We start from the raw sequence: 17768 nt of genomic DNA on the forward strand, positions 1-17768 counted from the left end.
GACGGAGCGCGGATCGTCAGATCTTGCCGACGAGTTCCAGCGACGGGGCCAGCGTTTCTTCGCCTTCTTCCCACTTGGCGGGGCAAACCTCGCCCGGGTGCGCGGCGATATATTGCGCGGCCTTGACCTTGCGCAGCAGCTCGGCGGCGTTGCGGCCGACGCCTTCGCTGGTGATCTCGATCAGCTGGATCACGCCTTCGGGATCGATCACGAAGGTCGCGCGGTCGGCAAGGCCCTGGCCATCGCGCAGCACGTCGAAATTCTTTGCGATGTCGTGATTCTGGTCACCGAGCATGAAGAAATCGATCTTGCCGATCGCCGGCGACGTGTCGTGCCACGCCTTGTGGCTGAAATGGGTGTCGGTCGAGACCGAGAACACCTCGACGCCCATCTTCTGCAGCGTCGGATAGATGCCGGCGAGATCTTCCAGCTCGGTCGGGCAGACGAAGGTGAAGTCGGCCGGATAGAAGAAGAACACCGCCCACTTGCCGGCGACGTCCTCATTGGTGACGGGGACGAACTTGCCCTGCTTGTAGGCTTGCGTGGTGAAGGGCTTCAGCGTGTCGCCGATCTTGGCCATGTGAATGGTCTCCTGTTGGGATTGTGTTGCGGTGCGGGATATGGATGCGGCGGCGCAGCATTGAAAGCGGGAAAGCGCGATTGGCTTGATCGACTGTATCGATCAATCGGGCCCGGTCATTGCCGCCGGCGGCTGGGCGCACTAAATTGACGAGCCGCAACCAAGGGGACGCGCATGTTCGGCCGGTTCATCGCCTATCTCGACGCGGTCAAGGCGCGCGATCCGGCGCCGCGTTCGCGCTGGGAAGTGCTGCTCTATCCGGGCGTGTGGGCGCTTGGATACCACCGCATCGCGCACCGGCTGTATCGCGCGCGGCTGTTCTTCCTGGCCCGCGCGGTCAATCACTGGGCGCGGTTCCTGACCGCGATCGATATCCATCCGGGCGCTACGATCGGGCGCAACTTCTTCATCGACCACGGTTTTACCGTGATCGGCGAGACCGCCGAGATCGGCGACAACGTGACGATCTATCAATGCGTGACGCTGGGCGGCACCAGCCCGGACAACGGCGTCGCCGGCAAGCGGCATCCGACGATCATGGACGGCGCGATCATCGGATCGGGCGCGCAGGTGCTCGGCCCGGTGACGGTCGGCAGGCGCAGCCGGATCGGCGCCAATGCGGTGGTGACGCGTGACGTGCCCGAGGGCGCGGTGATGGTCGGCATCCCGGCGCGCGCGACGATGGTAGAGGGTGGGCGTGTCGAGGCGGGCTTCGTGCCCTATGGCACGCCCTGCAGCGAGATGTTCGACCCCGCGACGCAGCAGCTCGAATTGATGCGCTGCGAAGTGGAGACGCTGCGCAAGCGGCTCGACACGCTGCTCGCTTCCCAAGAGGACAAGCGCGACCGCGCCTGATGGGGACGGTAACCCCCTTCCCATTGCCGCCAGGGCGCGCGACCCAGATCGGTTTCGACCGGATGGAGCTGACGCGCATCCTCGATCTCTACGGCCGGATGGTCGCGGCGGGGCATTGGCGCGATTATGCGATCGACCTCGGTCGCGACGCGGCGATCTTCTCCGCCTTTCGCCGCGCGACCGAGCGGCCCGAATATCGCATCGAAAAGCGCCCCGCGCTGCGCCACCGCCAGGGCATGTGGGCGCTGGTCACCGAAGCCGGCGCGGTGCTCAAGCGCGGCCATGACCTCGCCGGCGTGCTGGCACCGCTCGAACGGCGGCTGCTGAAATTGGTCGGGGATTGAGTTTCGCCCTTCGACAAACTCCGGGCGAACGCGGGTAGGATCTGTCTTCCGTAAAAACATCCCCGGCGACCAAGGCCGCCGGGGTAGGCGTTTTGCGATTCGGCCGGTGCCGATGCTCAGGCCGGCACCATCGTCTGCACCGGCGGCAGGCGGTTGCCGAGATTGCCGAGCGTGCCGATCACCGCGCGGCGCATCGGGTGCCAGAAGGCCGACAGCGTGAGCAACGCCGCGCCGATCACCAGCGCGGTGAGCGCCCAGCCGAGATCGACCGCGCCGGCGCCGTGGATCACCGCCCACATCGCGTAGAGCACGTAGATCAGGCCCGAGACGAGCAGGGCGCGGCGATCGACCGCCAGCGCAACGAAGGCGAAGGCGAGATAGAGCGCGAGCACGATCGCCGCGGTGCCGATGCTGACATTGGGCCCGAATACGCCCAGCATCTGGAAGATCGGGTGGGCGATCATCGGCGCGGCGGCGAGGTGCAGCCAGAAGGCGACATCGGCGCGGCGCGTCTCGCGGTCACGGTCGCTCATGTCCCAGCGCATGGCGAGCGCGAACATCGCCAGCCCGCCGATCAGCAGCAGCGGATAGAGCGAGTTCTTGATCGTCGGCACTGCGGCGATCGCCAGCCCGATCGCCAGACCGACCAGCGCGACGGCGCCCGCCGCGACCGTGATCGGCACTATGAAGCGGCGCCAGTGCAGCCAGGCGGCGCCGGCGGTGACGAGCGCGATGCCCGCGCCGATCAGCGCGTTGACGCGATCGGGAAGGTTCGGATCGGCATGGACGAGCACGCCGATCATCGTCGCCGCGACGCCACCGACGAATGCGAGCAGCAGCACGATCGAGGGCAGCGCCATGCGCCGCGTCCGCGTGAAATATTCCGCCAGCCCCCAGGCGGTGATGGCGACGAACGCGCCGGCGAACGGCTCCATGATCCAGTCGCCCAATTGCGCCACCGCGGCGAGCAACAGCCCGATCGCGATGGTGACGAAGATGTCGTTGAAACCGGTCAGAAGCCGGAAATGCTCCTCGTCGACCGCCGGCGTCATGCGCATGCCGGCTATGTGGTTGCGGAACGCGGTGGCGATCTCGCGCGGCATCACGCCGGCGGCTACCGCGCCATCGATATCGCTTTCGCTGTACATCGGGCCGATCCTCCCTGTTGATCGACCCACTCTATCAGCTGTGTATTATTGCATCAATACACTATTGCGGTGCGCGATCGAGCCGCTGGCGAACGATCGCGATAAAGCGGTCGAGCGGGCAGGGATCGGCGCAACCGGGGACGGGCAGCGTCTCGACCGTGGCGGGCGCGGCATCGTCGAGCGGGGTGAGATTGCGAATCTGATCGAGCCCCTGCGCGCGCAGCACGATCCGAACATAGGCACCGTCGCCGGCATCGTGCAGCCGCTCGAAGCCGATCGCCTGGCCGGGCGAGGGATCGTCGGCGGCGAAGCCCGGCACATGCCAGTGGAGATCGAGCAGCCCGGCGAGCGCGGCGAGTTGCGTATCGTGGCCGACGATCATGCCGACCCTGGGGCCATTGGGGGCGGTCAGCCAATCGAGCATTTTCGGCACGACCAGCGCGCTGTTGCTCGCCGCGACATAAAGCGGGCGCGCGAGCACGCTGTATTCGACCGCGTGGAGACGGCCGGCGAGCGCGATATCGGCCTTGGTGGCGCGCCCCCAGCCGACCTCAGCCATCGGCTTGCCGTCGGCATATTCGAGCAGCAGGATTTGCCCCGCCGTCGATCCGAGATCGAGCGCGCCGGAAAAGCCGGGCTTTTCGCCGGCCCGCGGCGGATCGATCCGGGTCGGCTTGCCGGAGAAGCCGCATGCGCCCTCGGGGCTCGGGCCGCAATAGATGGCGTCGAGCCGCGCCAGCACGTCGCGCTGCTTCGCCTCGACCGCGGCGATGCCACCGGGGCCGAGCCCGGCCTTGACCGCGGCATCGGCGCGCGCCGGATCATAAGCGATGCCGCCGAGATCGAGCGGCGAGAACAACGGATCGGGCGTGTCCTGCGGCTTGTGCTGGTTGGCGATCGCGCAGCCCGGCGCGAAGCCGGCGAGCCAGGCGTCGCCGGTGGCGATCGTGCGTTGATCGCTGTCCGAATAGACCGCCACCGTGCCGGGAGCGGGGCAGCCGCCACCGACGAGGCCGGCGGCGAGCACGCGCGCGTCGAATGCGCCGACCAGCCGGATGGCGGCGGCGCCGTGATGCGTCAGATCGCCGGGCGGCACGTCCCAGCTTGGCCAGGGATCGGCGGCGACGCCCGGCTTCATCGGCGGGTTCTTGGTCGGCGGCCGCACGCCGTGGCGCATCAGCAGGACGAGGTGATCGGGCGTGAGGCCGGGGCGCGAAGCCGTCTGCGGGACGGTCGCGCAGCCCTGCGTCGCGATCAGCGCGAGGCTGAGCAGGGCGATCTTGCGCATCAGAAATGCACCTGCACGCCGCCGCGCAGCATGAAGCTGTAGCGCTCGCGCTCGACCAACTGGCCCGGCGTGCCGATATAGCGCCGCCACGGCGCGTCGGTGAGGTTGGTGCCATCGCCGAACACCGTCACCTGCGGGGTGAGCTGATAGCTGACATGGACGTCGAGCTGGCCATTGGCATCGGTATACTCGTCGCTTGCCGGATCGCTGCCGAGCGTATCGAGATAGGCCGAACGATACGAATAAGCGACGCGCGCGGCAAACCCATATTTTTCGTAGAACAATTGCGCGGTGGCGACGTCGTGCGACTGAAAGAACAGCGGAATCTCGCCGGGGCGGAAATCGGGCGCGGTCGCGTGGCCATCGACATAGGTGTAATTGGCCGAGAGGCCGAAGCCGTCGAACGGCGCCGGCAGGAAGGTGAACTGCACCTGGCCGTTGACCTCGATGCCCTTCAGCTCCTCGCTGTCGGCGTTGATCGGCTGGCTGACGTCGGCCTCGTCATAGGTGACGTTGCCATAGGTCGCGCCCGTGACCCGCTGCTGCGTGGTGTAGATCGGGTTGTCGATATGCTTGTAGAACAGGCCGATCGAGATGATGCCCTGGCTGGGCAGATAATATTCGACCGACGCATCGACATTGACCGCCTTCAACGGCTTGAGATCGGGATTGCCGAGCGAGATCGACGGCGGCGTATCGTCCTCTACCAGCACATAGGGGGCGAGATCGGGATAATTGGGCCGACCGATCGAGGTGGTGACAGCGCCGCGCAGGACGAGCGAACGGCCGGCCTCATACTTGGCGTTGATGCCGGGGAACCAGTCGGTGTAGCTCTTGTTGCCGAAGCTGTTGAAATCGTCTCCGAAATCGGATGCGTCGTCGACGATTTTGGCCTTGGTCCTGTCCTCGGTATGCTCGACGCGGACACCGGGGACGAGGGTCAGCCCACCCGATTTGATCGTCAGCATTGCATAGCCGGCGGTGATCGCCTCGCGCACGTCGTAATCGGATGACAGCGAGTCGGCGATCGAGCCCGCCTCGTCGAACTTGAGCACCTCGGGATGCGCGTTCACATAGGCCGCCGCAGCGGCATAATCGACGCGATCGCCATAATGGAACATGCCGTCGTAGAAATCGGTATCGCCGACATAAGCGAAATCGGTCAGCATGAGCGGCGTGCTGCTCTTCTTGTAGGTCAGCGCTTCCTCGTCGTCGCTCTTGTCACGATGGAGATATTTGGCGCCGACCTTGAGCGTCGAATCGTCGCCGATCGCGAGCGGCAGCGAATAATCGGCGCGCGCCTGCCACAGTTTCTCGACCGCGCGGCGATGATCGAAATTGACCTTGCTGAACTTGAATGCCGACGGATCGTCGAACACATCGCCGCGCGCAACGAACGAATAGGGGCCGCTGCCCGAGGTGAGATCGTAATCGACCGTCGAATCGGGGCCGTTGAAGGTGAATTCGCTACGGAGCGGATCGAGCTTGATCGCGCGGGTATAGCCGCCCGACACGTCGAGATGGCCGGGGCCGAGATCGAACTTGCCGCCGAGCGTCGCCGAGCGCGTGTTGTCGTTCTCGCGGCGGCGGCGCATCTTGATCGTGGTCGATCCTTCGAAGGTGCCGCTGGTTGCCGTCTGGTTGCTGAAATCCTCAGCGTCGCCGATCTCGATGATGTTCTGATCGCGATGTTCGTTGTCGGTATATTTCGAATAGCTGGTGCGCAGGTAGATTTGCGCGGTGTCGCTCGGCCGCCAGTCGAAATTGCCGACCACGCCGAGGCGGGTGCGGACCAGATTGTAGTCGCGCAGGCCCGCATAATCGGGAACGACGAAGCCGTTGATCGGCGCCCACGCTTCGGAGCCCTGGAAATTCTCCGATTCGATCGGGCGGCGGCTGTAATTGACCGAAACGACCGCGCCGAACTGCTTGTCGGGGCCGAACAAGCCGCCGATCTGGCCATCGGCTTCCCATGGCGATTTGTGGTTGAGCTTGTACCAGCCATAGGCACCGCGCGCGTCGAGGAAGAAGTCCTTGTTGCGATCGAACGCCGACACGGTGGAGATATCGACCGAACCGCCGATCGCATTGGCATCGAGATCGGGCGTGAGCGACTTTTCGATCACCACCGACTGGATCAGCGACGAGGGCAGATCGTCGAGCTTGACCTGGCGGCCGTCCGGCTCGGGCGCGGGGAGCGTCTGGCCGTTCAGGGTGACGTTGACGAGATTGGGATCGACGCCGCGGATGATGACGTAGCGGCCTTCGCCCTGATCGTTGGCGACCGAGATGCCGGGCAAGCGGCGCACGGCTTCGGCGACATTCTGATCCGGCAGCTTGCCGACATCGTTGGCGTACAGCGCCTCGACGACATTGTTGGCGGATTTTTTCGTCTGCAGCGCGCGGCGTTCGGCAAGCCGGTTGCCGGTGACGACGATGTCGCCCGCGGCGATATCGCCGGTGAGCGCGATCGTCGCGGGTTCGGGATTGGCCGCCGAGGTCAGCGTCAGCGTCTTGGCGTCATAGCCAATATAGGTGACGGTGAGCGCGACCGGGCCATCGGGGATATTGTCGAGCTCGAAGCTGCCGTCGGTGCCCGCTGTGGTCGAGGCGCCAGCGGCGGATATGGTGGCGCCGGGCAGCGCGCCGCCCTTGGCCGCATCGACGATACGGCCGCGGACGCTGGCGGCGAGGGCGGGAGACGCGGCGAGCAGACCGGTGCTGAGAGCGAGGACCGAGCACAAAGCGGCCGGCCGGGAAACCATGCGAATCATTACAATCCCCCAATATTGATTAACGCGGGCGCTAGGGGGCTTCGGCGTCCGATCGGTGACGGTTGCGCTACGGTTCCGTGACAATCATCGCATCGCGGGGCGGGCGAATTGACGCCGCGTTAAACACTGCCGGTGCATGGCAAGCGCGATCATGCGCATTCTCCACGTTCTCGATCACGGCCTGCCGCTGCACAGCGGCTATACGTTCCGCACTCGCGCGATCCTGAAGGCGCAGCAGGCGCTGGGCTGGGAAATCGCCGCCGTCACCGGACCGCGGCACGGCGAGGCGCCGGCGCCGGTCGAGCAGGTGGACGGCATCACCTTTCATCGCACGCCCGTGGTCCGCCGGCTGGCGCCCGTGATCGACGAGGCGCGCGAGATTGCCGCCTTCGCGCGGCGCATCGACACGGTGGTCGAAACGTTCCGGCCCGATATTCTCCACGCACACTCGCCGGTGCTCGATGCGCTTGCCGCGTTGCGGGTGGCGCGCCGGCGCAGGCTGCCGCTGGTCTACGAGATCCGCGCCTTCTGGGAGGATGCCGCGGTGGGCAACGGCACCGGGCGCGAAGGCTCGGCGCGTTATCGGCTGACCAAGGCCGTTGAGACCTGGGCGGTGCGCCGGGCTGATGGCGTCGCGGTGATCTGCGAAGGGCTGCGCGACGATCTGGTCGGCCGCGGGATCGATCCGGGCAAGATCATGGTCTCGCCCAACGGCGTCGATCTGACGCTGTTCGGCACACCGGGGCCGCGCGATTCGACGCTTGCCGCCGGCCTGGGACTCGACGGCGAGGTGATCGGCTTCATCGGCAGCTTCTACGATTACGAGGGGCTCGATGACCTGATCGCGGCGATGCCCGCGCTGGTCGCGCAACGCCCGCAGGCGCAATTGCTCTTGGTTGGCGGCGGGCCGATGGAACAGGCGCTGCGCGCGCAGGCCGCGGCCTCGCCGGTCGCCGGCCGAATCCGCTTCGCCGGCCGCGTGCCGCACGATCAGGTTGAGCGCTATTACAGCCTGGTCGACGTGCTCGCCTATCCGCGCAAGGCGATGCGGCTGACCGAGCTCGTCACGCCGCTGAAGCCGCTCGAGGCGATGGCGCAGCGGCGGCTGGTCGCCGCCTCCGATGTCGGCGGTCATCGCGAGCTGATTCGCGACGGCGATACCGGCACGCTGTTCGCGCCGGGCGATCCCGCGGCGATCGCCCGCGCGCTCGCGGGACTGCTCGACGATCGATCGGGTTGGGAGGTGCGGCGCACCCGCGCGCGCGCCTTTGTCGAGGCGGAGCGTAACTGGTCGTCAAATATTTCGCGTTACGCGCCGGTCTATGGGGCGCTTCTGGACGCCGCAACAACGGGTCGACCATGTTCTCGTATCGCAGCCACCGCCTGATCCTGCCCCTCGCGCCGACCGTCGGTGCCGCGCTGGGCCTTGCCACGGCCGCCGCCATCGCGGTGATACCGGGCGGGCTGCTCGAAGCGCTGGTGATGCGGAGCGGGATCGCGGCGGTGGTCGCGGCAGCGCAGCCGCCGCTCGGCGCGACCGCGCGGCTGATCCTGCTGATCGCGCTCGGCGGCGGCGTCGCCGCGTTCGCCGGAGTCGGCGCCTGGCTGGCGTTCGGCAAGCGGACCGTCGGTTTCGGCCGCACGCCCGCACATCCGCAATTGCCCTATCTGCGCCGCGCCGATTCGCATCCCGATGCCCCGCCGCGCGAACTGGTCCGCGCGCATCGCGACCTCGGCGCGCCGATGATTCCGCTGCTGCCCGAGGCCGACGTTGCGCAGGCGCTGCCCGCCGATCTCGACCGGCCGCTCGCGGACTATGATCCGGAAGCGATTCCCGCGGTGCCGCTCGAGCCGGCACGCGCGGTGGCGCCGCTGGCGAGGCCGCAGTTGATCGATCCCGGCGACCGCTTCGAAACCTTCGATCCGGCGCCGACCACCGCCGAGATCGAGCCGACCGCGACCCTGCACGCGCTGCTCGATCGGCTCGAGCGCGGCATCGCGCGCGGCCCACGCCCGGCACGATCGCTGGATGAGGCGCTCGGCGAGCTGCGGCGGCTGGCTTCCTAGCCGCCTGAATCTCAACGTCCGCGTCATGAACGTTATGCTGAACTTGGTTCAGCATCCATGGAGCAACGCCTGCCGCGACGCTTGACGCTGATGGAGCGTCATGGTTTCGCCGGTGACGGTCCTCACCGCAGGATCGCGGGTCAGCGAATCCAGCGGTCCTCGCGGAACCATTTGGTGACGATGTATTTCACGCCCTTCTCGACCGGCATGCCCTCGTGCAGCGTCGCCGGGTTGGCCTTGCCGTCGGGCGCCATGTTGTTCCAGACGAGCAGCAGCCCGCGTTTCGGCCGGAAGCGGGCGCCGGCTTGTGGGAACCAGGTGGCGCCGCCTTTCTCGACATCGTTGAGATAGACCATCGCGGTCCAGGTGCGTTGGCCGCCTTCGTGCCTGACGCGCTGCCAGTAATCTTCGCTCTCGTGGAAATAATCGTGGTGGGCGCGGAATTGCTGGCCGGGCGCATAGCGCTGGCCCTGCATCGTCTCGCCATATTCGGGGCTGACGCCGATCAGCCGGGCAAGCCCCTCGTCGATCGGACGGATATGGGGCGCCCAGCGATCCATGTCGCAGCTTTCCGAAGTGCGGAATGCCGAATCGTAATTGGACGACAGCAAGGTGGAGGGGCGCCGGTTGGCGTCGATCACCGCGACCAGCGCGGCGCATTGATCTGCATCGAGATAATCGGGCTGGAAATAGATTTGCGCCGCATCGGTCTCGACGCGGCGCAGCGCAGGATTGGCGGCGAGATGCCGGGTGACGGCCTCCCCGATGCGCTTGCGTTGCAGAACGGGCGAATGCGGTTTGGTGCTGAGCAATCCCATGACGACTGCGAATTTGCGCGGCCGGCGCCAAAAGGCAAGGCCCGGCGGGGATGCCGCCGGGCCAATTCGCCTTACCAGAAGATGTCGTAGACCACGTCGACGACCTCGCCGGTATCGATGTCGACGAGCAGCGCATCATTATAATAGCGCACCCAGCGATAAGGGCCATAGGCCGGCGGCAGGCGGTAATAATAGGGATCGGAAATCCAGTAGTTCGAGCCGAACAGGATCGAATCGAGCCGGAAGCCGATGCCGAAGCGGCGGTAGCCGTAATCCCAGCCGTAGGGGGCGTAATAGCGCGGTAGGCGATAGACGCTGCGGTGGCGCACCCGGTAATCGCGCCAGTCATAGCGGTTGTCGCGGCGCCAATCATGGTCGTACGCACCGCGCCGGCCGCGATCGTAATTGCCCCAACGGCCGTCGGAACGGCCCGGCGCGCGGTGCCACTGGTCCGACCCGCGATCGCGATTCCAGTTGCCGCGATCGGCGTGATCGCGATCGCGATCCCAGTTGCCGTGGTCCGAGCGATCGTGATCCCGGTTCCAATCGTTGCGATCGGGTCGGTCGTGTCCGCGATTCCAGTCATTGCGATCCGGCCGGTCTCCGAAATGCGAGCCGCCGGCCTGGGCGTGCCAATTGCCGCCTGGGCGCGCCTGTGTAGGACGCGGGGCGTCGGGACGACGATATTGTTGCGCGCGGTCGGTCACCTCGGGACGCGCCATCTGATTACGATCGAAGTGTGGCGGCGTTTGCGGGCGGTTGCCGGGCTGAAAGCTGGGGCGCGCCGCCGGGGCGTACCCGGTGTTCGGCCGGGCGGGGGATGCGGGGCGGTTGCCGCCGCGCTCGCCGCGATTGCCGCCCCGGTCTCCGCGATCACCGTGCCAGCTGCCGCGATCATGGTTCTGCGCGCTGGCGGCGGCGGGGATCAGCGCGGTCGCCGCGGCGAGGGCGGCAAGAAGCGAAAGACGCATGTCGGTCATCTCCTGATAGCCGGCACGAGCGCCGGCCTCATCATGGACCGGTTGTGCACCACCGGCGGTGAGCCGAGGCTGAATTCGAGTGTCAGCATTGCGAAAGAATCATTTCGGCGGCGTCAGCGCGGGCACCAGCTTCGCGGCCTGCGCGGGCGAGATGCCGGGGCGTGGGCCGGCGTCGATCGTTTCCTCGCCGCGCTGGACGCGCGCCGCGCGCTGGATCGCATCGATGAGGCGCGGATAGATGCCGCAGCGGCAGATGTTGGTGATCGCTGCCTTGATCTCGTCCTCGGACGGATCGGCATTCTTGCGCAGCAGCACCGCCGCCGCCATCACCACGCCGGGAATGCAGAAGCCGCATTGCGGTACGTTGGCGGCGATGAAGGCAAGCTGGACGGGATGATCGCGCTCCCGCGACAGGCCTTCGATCGTGGTGACGAAGGCGCCCTCGATCTGCCCGATCGTGACCTGGCATGCGCGCACGGCGGCGCCATCGACATCGACGGTGCAGGCGCCGCAATCGCCGGTGCCGCAGCCATATTTGGTGCCGGTGAGATTGGAAGCATCGCGCAGCGCCCAGAGCAATGGCGTGGCGGGGTCCATCTTGTATTCGACCGGTTGGTTGTTGACGGTGAAACGGGTCATGCGGAGACGCTAGCGGAGCGGCGCGCAAACGGAAACGGCCCGTTTCGCAACGCGCGATTGTCCGCGGCCGTCCGGACGCCGACATCGGCGGCATGACGCTTCCCACCCTGTTCATCCCGCATGGCGGCGGCCCCTGCTTCTTCATGGACCCGGCCGGCGGCCCGCCCGAGCCGATGTGGCGGCCGATGCAGGCGTATCTCGCCGGGCTGATCGCAACGCTGCCCGAGCGGCCACGTGCGATCCTGTGCGTCTCGGGGCATTGGGAGGAGGGTGACGCCACCGTGCATCTCGGCACCGGCCAGCCGCTGCTCTACGATTATTATGGCTTTCCCGAACACACCTATCATCTGCGCTGGGACGCGCCGGCCGCGCCCGACGTGGCGATGCGGGCGAGGGCGCTGCTGTCCGGCGCCGGCATGGCGGTGGGCGAGGAGCGGGCGCGCGGCTGGGATCACGGCGTGTTCGTGCCGATGAAGGTGATGGTGCCCGATGCCGACATTCCGCTCGCGCAGCTTTCGCTGCGCAGCGATCTCGATCCGGCCGGGCATGTTGCGATCGGGCGGGCGCTGGCGCCGCTGCGCGACGAGGGCGTGCTGATCGTCGGATCGGGCATGAGCTTCCACAATCTGCGGGCACGGGGGCCGGCGATCACGCCGATCGCCGATGAATGGGACGCGGCGCTGACCGCGGCCGTCACCGATCCCGATCCGGCCCGGCGCGCGGCGCGGGTGATCGCGTGGGACAGCCTGCCGCACGCGCGCGTCGCGCATCCGCGCGAGGAGCATCTGCTGCCGCTGATGGTCGCGCTGGGCGCGGGCGGCGAGGATGGCGCGGCGCGCGACTATCACGACCACGTCATCGGCTGGGCGGTGTCAGGCTATCGCTTCGGCTAATATGGTGGAATCGAAGCTCGCTGCATCGAGATCGAACCGTCGCCGGCGAACTCGTTTCAGGGTTAGGCCCTAATTCCGCCAGCTGGTATCGATCTTGTCGACGAGGCGGACCATCGCGTCGAAATCGGCCTTGCCGGCGCCGCCGGGGATCTGGACCTTGGAGAGGTCGCGCTGGTGGACCGCGATTACCTCGGGAGACACCTCGATCGGGGCGCCCATCGAGGCAGTGGCGATCTGAATCTCGCAGGCGCGCTGCAGCGACCAATGCTTGATGAACGCCTCTGGCAGGGTGCGGCCCATCACCAGGATGCCGTGGTTCTTGAGGAACATCACCCGCTTGTCGCCGAGATTCTTCACCAACCGCTCGCCCTCTTCCGAGCGGACGGTGACGCCCTCGAAATCATGATAGGCGATCTGGCCGATGAAATTGCAGGCGTAGAAATTGGTGGGCTTGAGGCCGCCCTCGACCGACGACACCGCCATGCCCGCCGTGGTGTGGGTGTGCATGATGCAGTGCGCATCGGGCAGGTGGCGGTGGAACACGGCGTGCTGGGTGAAGCCGGCGAGGTTCACCGGATAGGGCGAATCGTCGAGCTTGTTGCCGTCGATATCGATCTTGACGAGGTTCGAGGCGGTGACTTCCGAAAAGTGTAGCCCGAACGGATTGATCAGGAACGCGCCATCCTCGCCGGGGATTTTCAGCGTGATGTGGTTGTAGATCATCTCCGACCAGCCGAGCATGTCAAACACGCGGTAGCAGGCGGCGAGTTGCTGGCGCGCCTCCCATTCGGCGTCGCTGATCTGCGGCTTGTCTAGCGCGGCGGTGGCCATCGGGGCTCTCCTGGGTTGTCGTTTGCAACCCTTATCGCACGGCCCGGCGGGCGCGACAACGGCGGCGCGTCAGGTCTTGTCGAACGCGGCATAGCGCGGCGCCGGCGCGGGTTGGACGACGCCGTCGCGATCGACGAATGCGCCGCGGGCGAGATTGTGCGGATCGGCGGGCGCTTCTTCCCAATCGAGCACGGGGGCGACGCAGGCGTCGTGGCCGGCGAAGGCGGCGCACCAGGCATCGCGGGTCCGCTCCCTGAAGCGCTCGGCGAGCGCGGCCTTGAGCGCGGGCCAGCGCGCGGCATCGAATTGCGCGTCCCACTCGGGGCCGTCGAGCGCCATCACCCGGCGCAGCGCGGCGTAGAATTGCGGCTCGATCGCGCCGACCGCGACATATTTGCCGTCGGCGCATTCATAGGTGTCGTAGAAATGGGCGCCGCCGTCGAGCAGGTTGGTGCCGCGCGGGCCGGGCCAGCGGCCGGCGGCGCGGAAACCCCACATCATGCTCATCAACAGCGCCGAGCCCTCGGTCATCGCGGCATCGACGACGAGGCCCTCGCCGGTTTTCTGCGCGTGGAGGATCGCGGCGAGCATCCCGAAGGCGAGCATCATCGCACCGCCGCCGAAATCGCCGGCGAGGTTGATCGGCGGCACCGGCCTGCCGCCGGCCGGGCCGAGCGCGTGGAGCGTGCCCGAGACGGCGATATAGTCGATGTCGTGGCCGGGATCTTGCGCGCGCGGGCCGGTTTGCCCCCAGCCGGTCATGCGGCCGTAGACGAGACGGGGGTTGTCGGCGTGGAGCACGTCCGGGCCGAGGCCGAGCCGCTCCATCACGCCGGGGCGGAAGCCTTCGATCAGGCCGTCGGCATCGGCGGCGAGGCGGCGAACCTCGGCGACGGCATCGGGCGATTTGAGATCGAGCGCGATTGCCGTGCGGCCGCGCAGCAGCGGATCGCGAGGGTCGCCGGGCTTGTCCGGGTGCTCGATGCGGATCACCTCGGCGCCGTGATCGGCGAGCATCATGCCGCAGAATGGCCCCGGCCCGATCCCGGCGATCTCGATGATGCGAAGGCCGGACAGGGGGGTGAGCATGGTGCGCTCCTCAGCGGCGACGGGCGGTGATGAAATAATCGAGCTTGAGATCGTCCGAAACGACGAAACCGCGCGCGGGCGAAAAAGCGAGCCCGCGCGTGTCGACCATTTCGAGGCCGGCGTCGGCGACCAGCGCGGCAAGTTCGTCGGGGGTGAGGAACTTGTCCCAATCATGCGTGCCGCGCGGGATGCGGCCGGTGCCCTCGGCGAACAGGATCAGCGCGAGGCGTGATTGCGGGGTGCGGTTGGGGGTCGAGAGGATCATCAGCCCGTCCTCGGCGAGCGCGGCGGCGAGGCCATGGATGAAGGCGGCGGGATCGGCGACATGCTCGACGACCTCGAGCGAGGTGACGAGATCGAAGCGGGCGGGGCCAAGCGCCGCGAGTTCGCCGGCGCGATAATCGATCGCGAGGCCCGATTGCGCGGCATGCGCGCGCGCTGCGGCAATATTCTCCGGCGCGGCGTCGATCCCGGTAACGGTGGCGCCGAGGCGAGCGAGCGGTTCGCATAGCAGGCCGGCGCCGCAGCCGACGTCGAGCGCGGATCGGCCGGCGAGTGGGGAGAAGCCAGCGGCGTCACCGTGCCAATGCGCATCGACCTGTTCGCGGATATAGCCCAATCGCGCCGGGTTGAGCTTGTGCAGCATCGCCGACGAGCCCTTCGGATCCCACCAATCAGCGGCCATCGCGCCGAAATGCGCAGCCTCGGCGGGGTCGATCGTGGCGGTGGTGACGGTCATCGGCGGTCCTTGTGGCGGTGCGCGAGGTGAGTGCAGTCGCGGGTGATGCCGCAGAGTGACCGGCAGGCCAAGCCCCAACGGCATAACCCGCTCTCCGGTTCAGGGCGTCATCAGCGGCGCGAGAGACGTTGGGTTGCGCCACGGATGCTGAACCGGGTTCAGCATGGCGGATCGCACGCTGCTTCGCCTGGCAGTTTTGGCGCGCCGCGCAATAAACCTCGAATTTGGATGCCCCAAGACGACATGATCGGTGCGTCGCTTGCCTTTGTGGAGAAGCGTTTCTATCAGGCGCGCCGGTCCCTTTCCTCGATCACAGGATATTCCTTCCCCGATGGCCCGTATCGTGATGAAGTTCGGCGGCACCTCGATGGCGGGGATGGAGCGCATTCGCAGCGTCGCGCAGCGTGTGAAGCGCGAGGCCGAGGCGGGCAACGAGGTCGCGGTGGTCGTTTCGGCGATGGCCGGCGAGACCGACCGGCTGGTCAATTTCTGTCGCGAGGCGAGCTCGCTCTACGATCGGCACGAATATGACGTGGTGGTGTCGGCGGGCGAGCAGGTGACGAGCGGCCTGCTGGCGATCGCGCTGCAGGCGATCGGCGTCCGGGCGCGTAGCTGGATGGGCTGGCAATTGCCGATCCGCACCTCCGACGGGCACGGATCGGCACGGATCGAGGCGATCGACACGACCGCGCTCAACGCCGCACTGGCGAGCGGCGAGGTGGCGGTGATCCCCGGCTTCCAGGGGGTCGCGACCGGCGAACGCGTGACGACGCTCGGCCGCGGCGGATCGGATACCAGCGCAGTAGCGATGGCGGCGGCGATGAAGGCCGATCGCTGCGATATCTATACCGACGTGGACGGGGTCTACACCACCGATCCGCGGATCGTGCCCAGGGCGCGCAAGTTGAAGCGCGTGACCTATGAGGAGATGCTCGAGCTCGCCAGCGTCGGCGCCAAGGTGTTGCAGACGCGCTCGGTCGGGCTGGCGATGAAGGAACAGGTTCGCGTTCAGGTGCTGTCGTCGTTTCTCGACGAGGACGGGGGCTCGGAGCCCGGCACGCTGATCGTCGGCGAGGAGGAAATTGACGACATGGAACGGCAACTGATCACCGGCATCGCCCATGACAAGAACGAGGCGAAGATCACGCTGACCGCGGTCGCCGACCGGCCCGGATCGGTCGCGGCGATCTTCTCGCCGCTCGCGGACGCGAACATCAACGTCGACATGATCGTCCAGAATATCGCGCATACCGGCGAATCGACCGACGTGACGTTCACCGTGCCCAAGGCCGATCTGGCGCGATCGATCGAGGTGCTGAACGGCGCCAGGGACAAGATCGGCTTCACCGAGATGAAGCACGATACGCGCGTGTCCAAGATCTCGGTGGTCGGCGTGGGAATGCGCAGCCATGCGGGCGTCGCGGCGACGATGTTCGCAACGCTGGGCGAGCGCGGCATCAATATCCAGGCGATCACCACTAGCGAGATCAAGGTCTCGGTGCTGATCGAGGAAGATTATACCGAGCTGGCGGTGCGCGTGCTGCATACCGCCTACGGGCTCGATGCCGAGGACGCCGCCTGACGGGCGGTTCAGGCTTCGCCGATGATGTGCGCCGCCACCTGCCGACGGTGGGGGATGCGGCGGTGCTCGAACAGATAGATGCCCTGCCAGGTGCCGAGCGCCATCCGCCCGCCGGCGACCGGGATCGAGAGATTGGTCGCCGTCAACGCTGATCGCAGGTGCGCGGGCATGTCGTCCGGGCCCTCATCGTCATGTTCATAGGCCCCGCTTTCGGGCGCGATGCGGGCGAAATAGCGTTCGATGTCGCGGCGCGCGGCGGGGGCGGCATTCTCCTGGATCAGCAGCGACGCCGAGGTGTGGCGCACGAACAGCGTGATGAGGCCGGTTGCGATGCCGCTGGCCGCGACGAAGCGGGCGACGCGATCGGTGAACTCGATCAGCCCCTGGCCCTGGGTGGCGATCTCGATCGTGTTGCTGGCCTGGTTCATCTCGTTCCTCCGGTGCGCGGGCTTGCCCCGGCTTTGCCGCAGAGGCTACATCGAATGCAAATGGGGTGTGGCGCGTGAGATCGATGGCGAAGAGGGACGGGCGCGGCTGGCTGGCCCTGCCGCTCGCCGCGTGCCTCGCGGCGTGCGGATCGGGCGTGCATTATCGGCCGGTGAGCGATACGCCGGTGCAGATCGGGCGGCCCTATACGGTGCGCGGCGTGACTTATGTGCCGGCGGCCGATCCGACCTACGACATGCTCGGCTATGCCAGCTGGTATGGCAATGAATCGGGCTCGCAGGTGGCCAATGGCGAGCGTTTCCGGCCCGATGCGATCACCGCCGCCAACACCACGCTGCCGCTGCCAAGCTATGTCGAGGTGACCGATCTGGACAGCGGACACCGGATCATCGTGCGGGTGAACGACCGGGGGCCGTTCGCAAAGGGACGGATCATCGATCTGAGCCGCGGCGCGGCGGAGGAACTCGGCACGAAGGCCAAGGGGATCGCGCGCGTGCGGGTCCGCGTCGTCCAGCCGGCGGAGAAGGACAGGAAGCTGCTGCGCGAGGGCAAGCCGGCGCGGCGGCTGCCCGACGAGAAGCCGGCGATCCTCGCCAATCTGCGCGAGCAATTCGCGATGGGTATGGGGTCGCAGGGATCGCGGTAAACGCATAAATTCGCCATTGCGAGCTGGCTAAGCAATCCAGAACCGCGA

The 17768-nt window shown here is 67.1% G+C and carries 18 protein-coding genes; 7 read left to right on the forward strand and 11 right to left on the reverse strand.

Annotated features, from left to right (window positions below; genetic code table 11):
- Nucleotides 1–16 precede the first annotated feature (16 nt).
- Entirely contained in the window at nt 17–580 is a 564-nt protein-coding gene (gene ahpC / locus K7G81_RS02155; protein WP_223029084.1) for an alkyl hydroperoxide reductase subunit C, read from the reverse strand.
- Between the two features lie 174 nt (nt 581–754).
- On the opposite strand from ahpC, the gene epsC reads away from it, so the two are divergent.
- Nucleotides 755–1435, forward strand: a complete 681-nt coding sequence (gene epsC / locus K7G81_RS02160; RefSeq protein WP_223029085.1) for a serine O-acetyltransferase EpsC — start codon at nt 755–757, stop codon at nt 1433–1435.
- Nucleotides 1435–1779, forward strand: coding sequence for a DUF2794 domain-containing protein (locus K7G81_RS02165; protein WP_223029086.1), 345 nt, complete (start codon nt 1435–1437; stop codon nt 1777–1779). The genes epsC and K7G81_RS02165 overlap by 1 nt, the downstream gene beginning before the upstream one ends.
- A 116-nt stretch (nt 1780–1895) precedes the next feature.
- Here the strand turns inward: K7G81_RS02165 and K7G81_RS02170 are convergent, their stop codons facing one another.
- From K7G81_RS02170 to K7G81_RS02180, 3 genes are all read right to left on the reverse strand, one after another.
- Nucleotides 1896–2927, reverse strand: coding sequence for a DUF2339 domain-containing protein (locus tag K7G81_RS02170; protein ID WP_223029087.1), 1032 nt, complete (start codon nt 2925–2927; stop codon nt 1896–1898).
- Between the two features lie 61 nt (nt 2928–2988).
- Nucleotides 2989–4215 (reverse strand): histidine-type phosphatase, encoded by a 1227-nt coding sequence (locus K7G81_RS02175; protein WP_223029088.1) that lies wholly within the window; start codon nt 4213–4215, stop codon nt 2989–2991.
- Nucleotides 4215–6980, reverse strand: coding sequence for a TonB-dependent receptor (locus K7G81_RS02180; protein WP_255586485.1), 2766 nt, complete (start codon nt 6978–6980; stop codon nt 4215–4217). Before K7G81_RS02180 ends, K7G81_RS02175 begins: the two co-directional genes overlap by 1 nt.
- A 160-nt stretch (nt 6981–7140) precedes the next feature.
- Here K7G81_RS02180 and K7G81_RS02185 point away from each other — a divergent pair, with 160 nt between their 5' ends.
- Entirely contained in the window at nt 7141–8376 is a 1236-nt protein-coding gene (locus K7G81_RS02185; RefSeq protein WP_223029090.1) for a TIGR04063 family PEP-CTERM/XrtA system glycosyltransferase, read from the forward strand.
- A complete protein-coding gene (locus tag K7G81_RS02190; protein WP_223029091.1) occupies nt 8349–9056 on the forward strand; it encodes a hypothetical protein in 708 nt (235 codons plus the stop codon). The genes K7G81_RS02185 and K7G81_RS02190 overlap by 28 nt, the downstream gene beginning before the upstream one ends.
- Nucleotides 9057–9196: 140 nt before the next feature.
- Here the strand turns inward: K7G81_RS02190 and K7G81_RS02195 are convergent, their stop codons facing one another.
- The 3 genes from K7G81_RS02195 to K7G81_RS02205 all read right to left on the reverse strand — a co-directional run bounded on the left by K7G81_RS02195 (nt 9197) and on the right by K7G81_RS02205 (nt 11493).
- Nucleotides 9197–9874: a prolyl hydroxylase family protein gene (locus tag K7G81_RS02195; RefSeq protein ID WP_223029092.1), complete on the reverse strand. Its 678-nt coding sequence runs from the start codon at nt 9872–9874 to the stop codon at nt 9197–9199.
- A 71-nt stretch (nt 9875–9945) separates the two neighbouring features.
- A complete protein-coding gene (locus K7G81_RS02200; protein WP_223029093.1) occupies nt 9946–10845 on the reverse strand; it encodes an RcnB family protein in 900 nt (299 codons plus the stop codon).
- Between the two features lie 108 nt (nt 10846–10953).
- Nucleotides 10954–11493 (reverse strand): (2Fe-2S)-binding protein, encoded by a 540-nt coding sequence (locus tag K7G81_RS02205; RefSeq protein ID WP_223029094.1) that lies wholly within the window; start codon nt 11491–11493, stop codon nt 10954–10956.
- Between the two features lie 92 nt (nt 11494–11585).
- On the opposite strand from K7G81_RS02205, the gene K7G81_RS02210 reads away from it, so the two are divergent.
- Complete coding sequence (locus K7G81_RS02210; protein WP_223029095.1) at nt 11586–12386, forward strand: DODA-type extradiol aromatic ring-opening family dioxygenase; 801 nt, start codon at nt 11586–11588, stop codon at nt 12384–12386.
- Nucleotides 12387–12455: 69 nt separating this feature from the next.
- Here K7G81_RS02210 and K7G81_RS02215 read toward each other — a convergent pair whose 3' ends face one another.
- The 3 genes from K7G81_RS02215 to ubiG all read right to left on the reverse strand — a co-directional run bounded on the left by K7G81_RS02215 (nt 12456) and on the right by ubiG (nt 15045).
- Nucleotides 12456–13217 carry a class II aldolase/adducin family protein gene (locus K7G81_RS02215; protein ID WP_223029096.1) on the reverse strand — a complete coding sequence of 254 codons (762 nt, stop codon included), beginning with the start codon at nt 13215–13217 and terminating at the stop codon, nt 12456–12458.
- Between the two features lie 69 nt (nt 13218–13286).
- On the reverse strand, nt 13287–14306 hold the full coding sequence (locus K7G81_RS02220; protein ID WP_223029097.1) for a CaiB/BaiF CoA transferase family protein: 1020 nt from the start codon (nt 14304–14306) through the stop codon (nt 13287–13289).
- A 10-nt stretch (nt 14307–14316) separates the two neighbouring features.
- Nucleotides 14317–15045: a bifunctional 2-polyprenyl-6-hydroxyphenol methylase/3-demethylubiquinol 3-O-methyltransferase UbiG gene (ubiG, locus tag K7G81_RS02225; RefSeq protein WP_223029098.1), complete on the reverse strand. Its 729-nt coding sequence runs from the start codon at nt 15043–15045 to the stop codon at nt 14317–14319.
- A 331-nt stretch (nt 15046–15376) separates the two neighbouring features.
- On the opposite strand from ubiG, the gene K7G81_RS02230 reads away from it, so the two are divergent.
- Entirely contained in the window at nt 15377–16627 is a 1251-nt protein-coding gene (locus K7G81_RS02230; protein WP_223029099.1) for an aspartate kinase, read from the forward strand.
- A gap of 8 nt (nt 16628–16635) precedes the next feature.
- On the opposite strand, the gene K7G81_RS02235 is transcribed toward K7G81_RS02230, so the two are convergent.
- Nucleotides 16636–17055 carry a secondary thiamine-phosphate synthase enzyme YjbQ gene (locus tag K7G81_RS02235; protein ID WP_223029100.1) on the reverse strand — a complete coding sequence of 140 codons (420 nt, stop codon included), beginning with the start codon at nt 17053–17055 and terminating at the stop codon, nt 16636–16638.
- An 83-nt stretch (nt 17056–17138) separates the two neighbouring features.
- Between K7G81_RS02235 and K7G81_RS02240 the strand changes: the two genes are divergently transcribed.
- On the forward strand, nt 17139–17720 hold the full coding sequence (locus K7G81_RS02240; protein WP_223029101.1) for a septal ring lytic transglycosylase RlpA family protein: 582 nt from the start codon (nt 17139–17141) through the stop codon (nt 17718–17720).
- The last annotated feature ends 48 nt before the right edge of the window (nt 17721–17768 follow it).

Source organism: Hephaestia mangrovi, assembly GCF_019880555.1.
Taxonomy (GTDB): Bacteria; Pseudomonadota; Alphaproteobacteria; order Sphingomonadales; family Sphingomonadaceae; genus Sphingomonas; species Sphingomonas mangrovi.

Excerpts from the sequence above, each read along its gene's own strand:
- K7G81_RS02205 (WP_223029094.1), bottom strand. The coding sequence starts at position 11,493 with ATGACCCGTTTCACCGTCAACAACCAACCGGTCGAATACAAGATGGAC.
- ahpC (WP_223029084.1), bottom strand. The coding sequence starts at position 580 with ATGGCCAAGATCGGCGACACGCTGAAGCCCTTCACCACGCAAGCCTAC.
- K7G81_RS02210 (WP_223029095.1), top strand. The coding sequence starts at position 11,586 with ATGACGCTTCCCACCCTGTTCATCCCGCATGGCGGCGGCCCCTGCTTC.
- K7G81_RS02195 (WP_223029092.1), bottom strand. The coding sequence starts at position 9,874 with ATGGGATTGCTCAGCACCAAACCGCATTCGCCCGTTCTGCAACGCAAG.
- K7G81_RS02240 (WP_223029101.1), top strand. The coding sequence starts at position 17,139 with ATGGCGAAGAGGGACGGGCGCGGCTGGCTGGCCCTGCCGCTCGCCGCG.
- ubiG (WP_223029098.1), bottom strand. The coding sequence starts at position 15,045 with ATGACCGTCACCACCGCCACGATCGACCCCGCCGAGGCTGCGCATTTC.
- K7G81_RS02200 (WP_223029093.1), bottom strand. The coding sequence starts at position 10,845 with ATGCGTCTTTCGCTTCTTGCCGCCCTCGCCGCGGCGACCGCGCTGATC.
- epsC (WP_223029085.1), top strand. The coding sequence starts at position 755 with ATGTTCGGCCGGTTCATCGCCTATCTCGACGCGGTCAAGGCGCGCGAT.
- K7G81_RS02185 (WP_223029090.1), top strand. The coding sequence starts at position 7,141 with ATGCGCATTCTCCACGTTCTCGATCACGGCCTGCCGCTGCACAGCGGC.
- K7G81_RS02175 (WP_223029088.1), bottom strand. The coding sequence starts at position 4,215 with ATGCGCAAGATCGCCCTGCTCAGCCTCGCGCTGATCGCGACGCAGGGC.
- K7G81_RS02180 (WP_255586485.1), bottom strand. The coding sequence starts at position 6,980 with ATGGTTTCCCGGCCGGCCGCTTTGTGCTCGGTCCTCGCTCTCAGCACC.
- K7G81_RS02235 (WP_223029100.1), bottom strand. The coding sequence starts at position 17,055 with ATGAACCAGGCCAGCAACACGATCGAGATCGCCACCCAGGGCCAGGGG.
- K7G81_RS02215 (WP_223029096.1), bottom strand. The coding sequence starts at position 13,217 with ATGGCCACCGCCGCGCTAGACAAGCCGCAGATCAGCGACGCCGAATGG.
- K7G81_RS02165 (WP_223029086.1), top strand. The coding sequence starts at position 1,435 with ATGGGGACGGTAACCCCCTTCCCATTGCCGCCAGGGCGCGCGACCCAG.
- K7G81_RS02170 (WP_223029087.1), bottom strand. The coding sequence starts at position 2,927 with ATGTACAGCGAAAGCGATATCGATGGCGCGGTAGCCGCCGGCGTGATG.
- K7G81_RS02220 (WP_223029097.1), bottom strand. The coding sequence starts at position 14,306 with ATGCTCACCCCCCTGTCCGGCCTTCGCATCATCGAGATCGCCGGGATC.
- K7G81_RS02190 (WP_223029091.1), top strand. The coding sequence starts at position 8,349 with ATGTTCTCGTATCGCAGCCACCGCCTGATCCTGCCCCTCGCGCCGACC.
- K7G81_RS02230 (WP_223029099.1), top strand. The coding sequence starts at position 15,377 with ATGGCCCGTATCGTGATGAAGTTCGGCGGCACCTCGATGGCGGGGATG.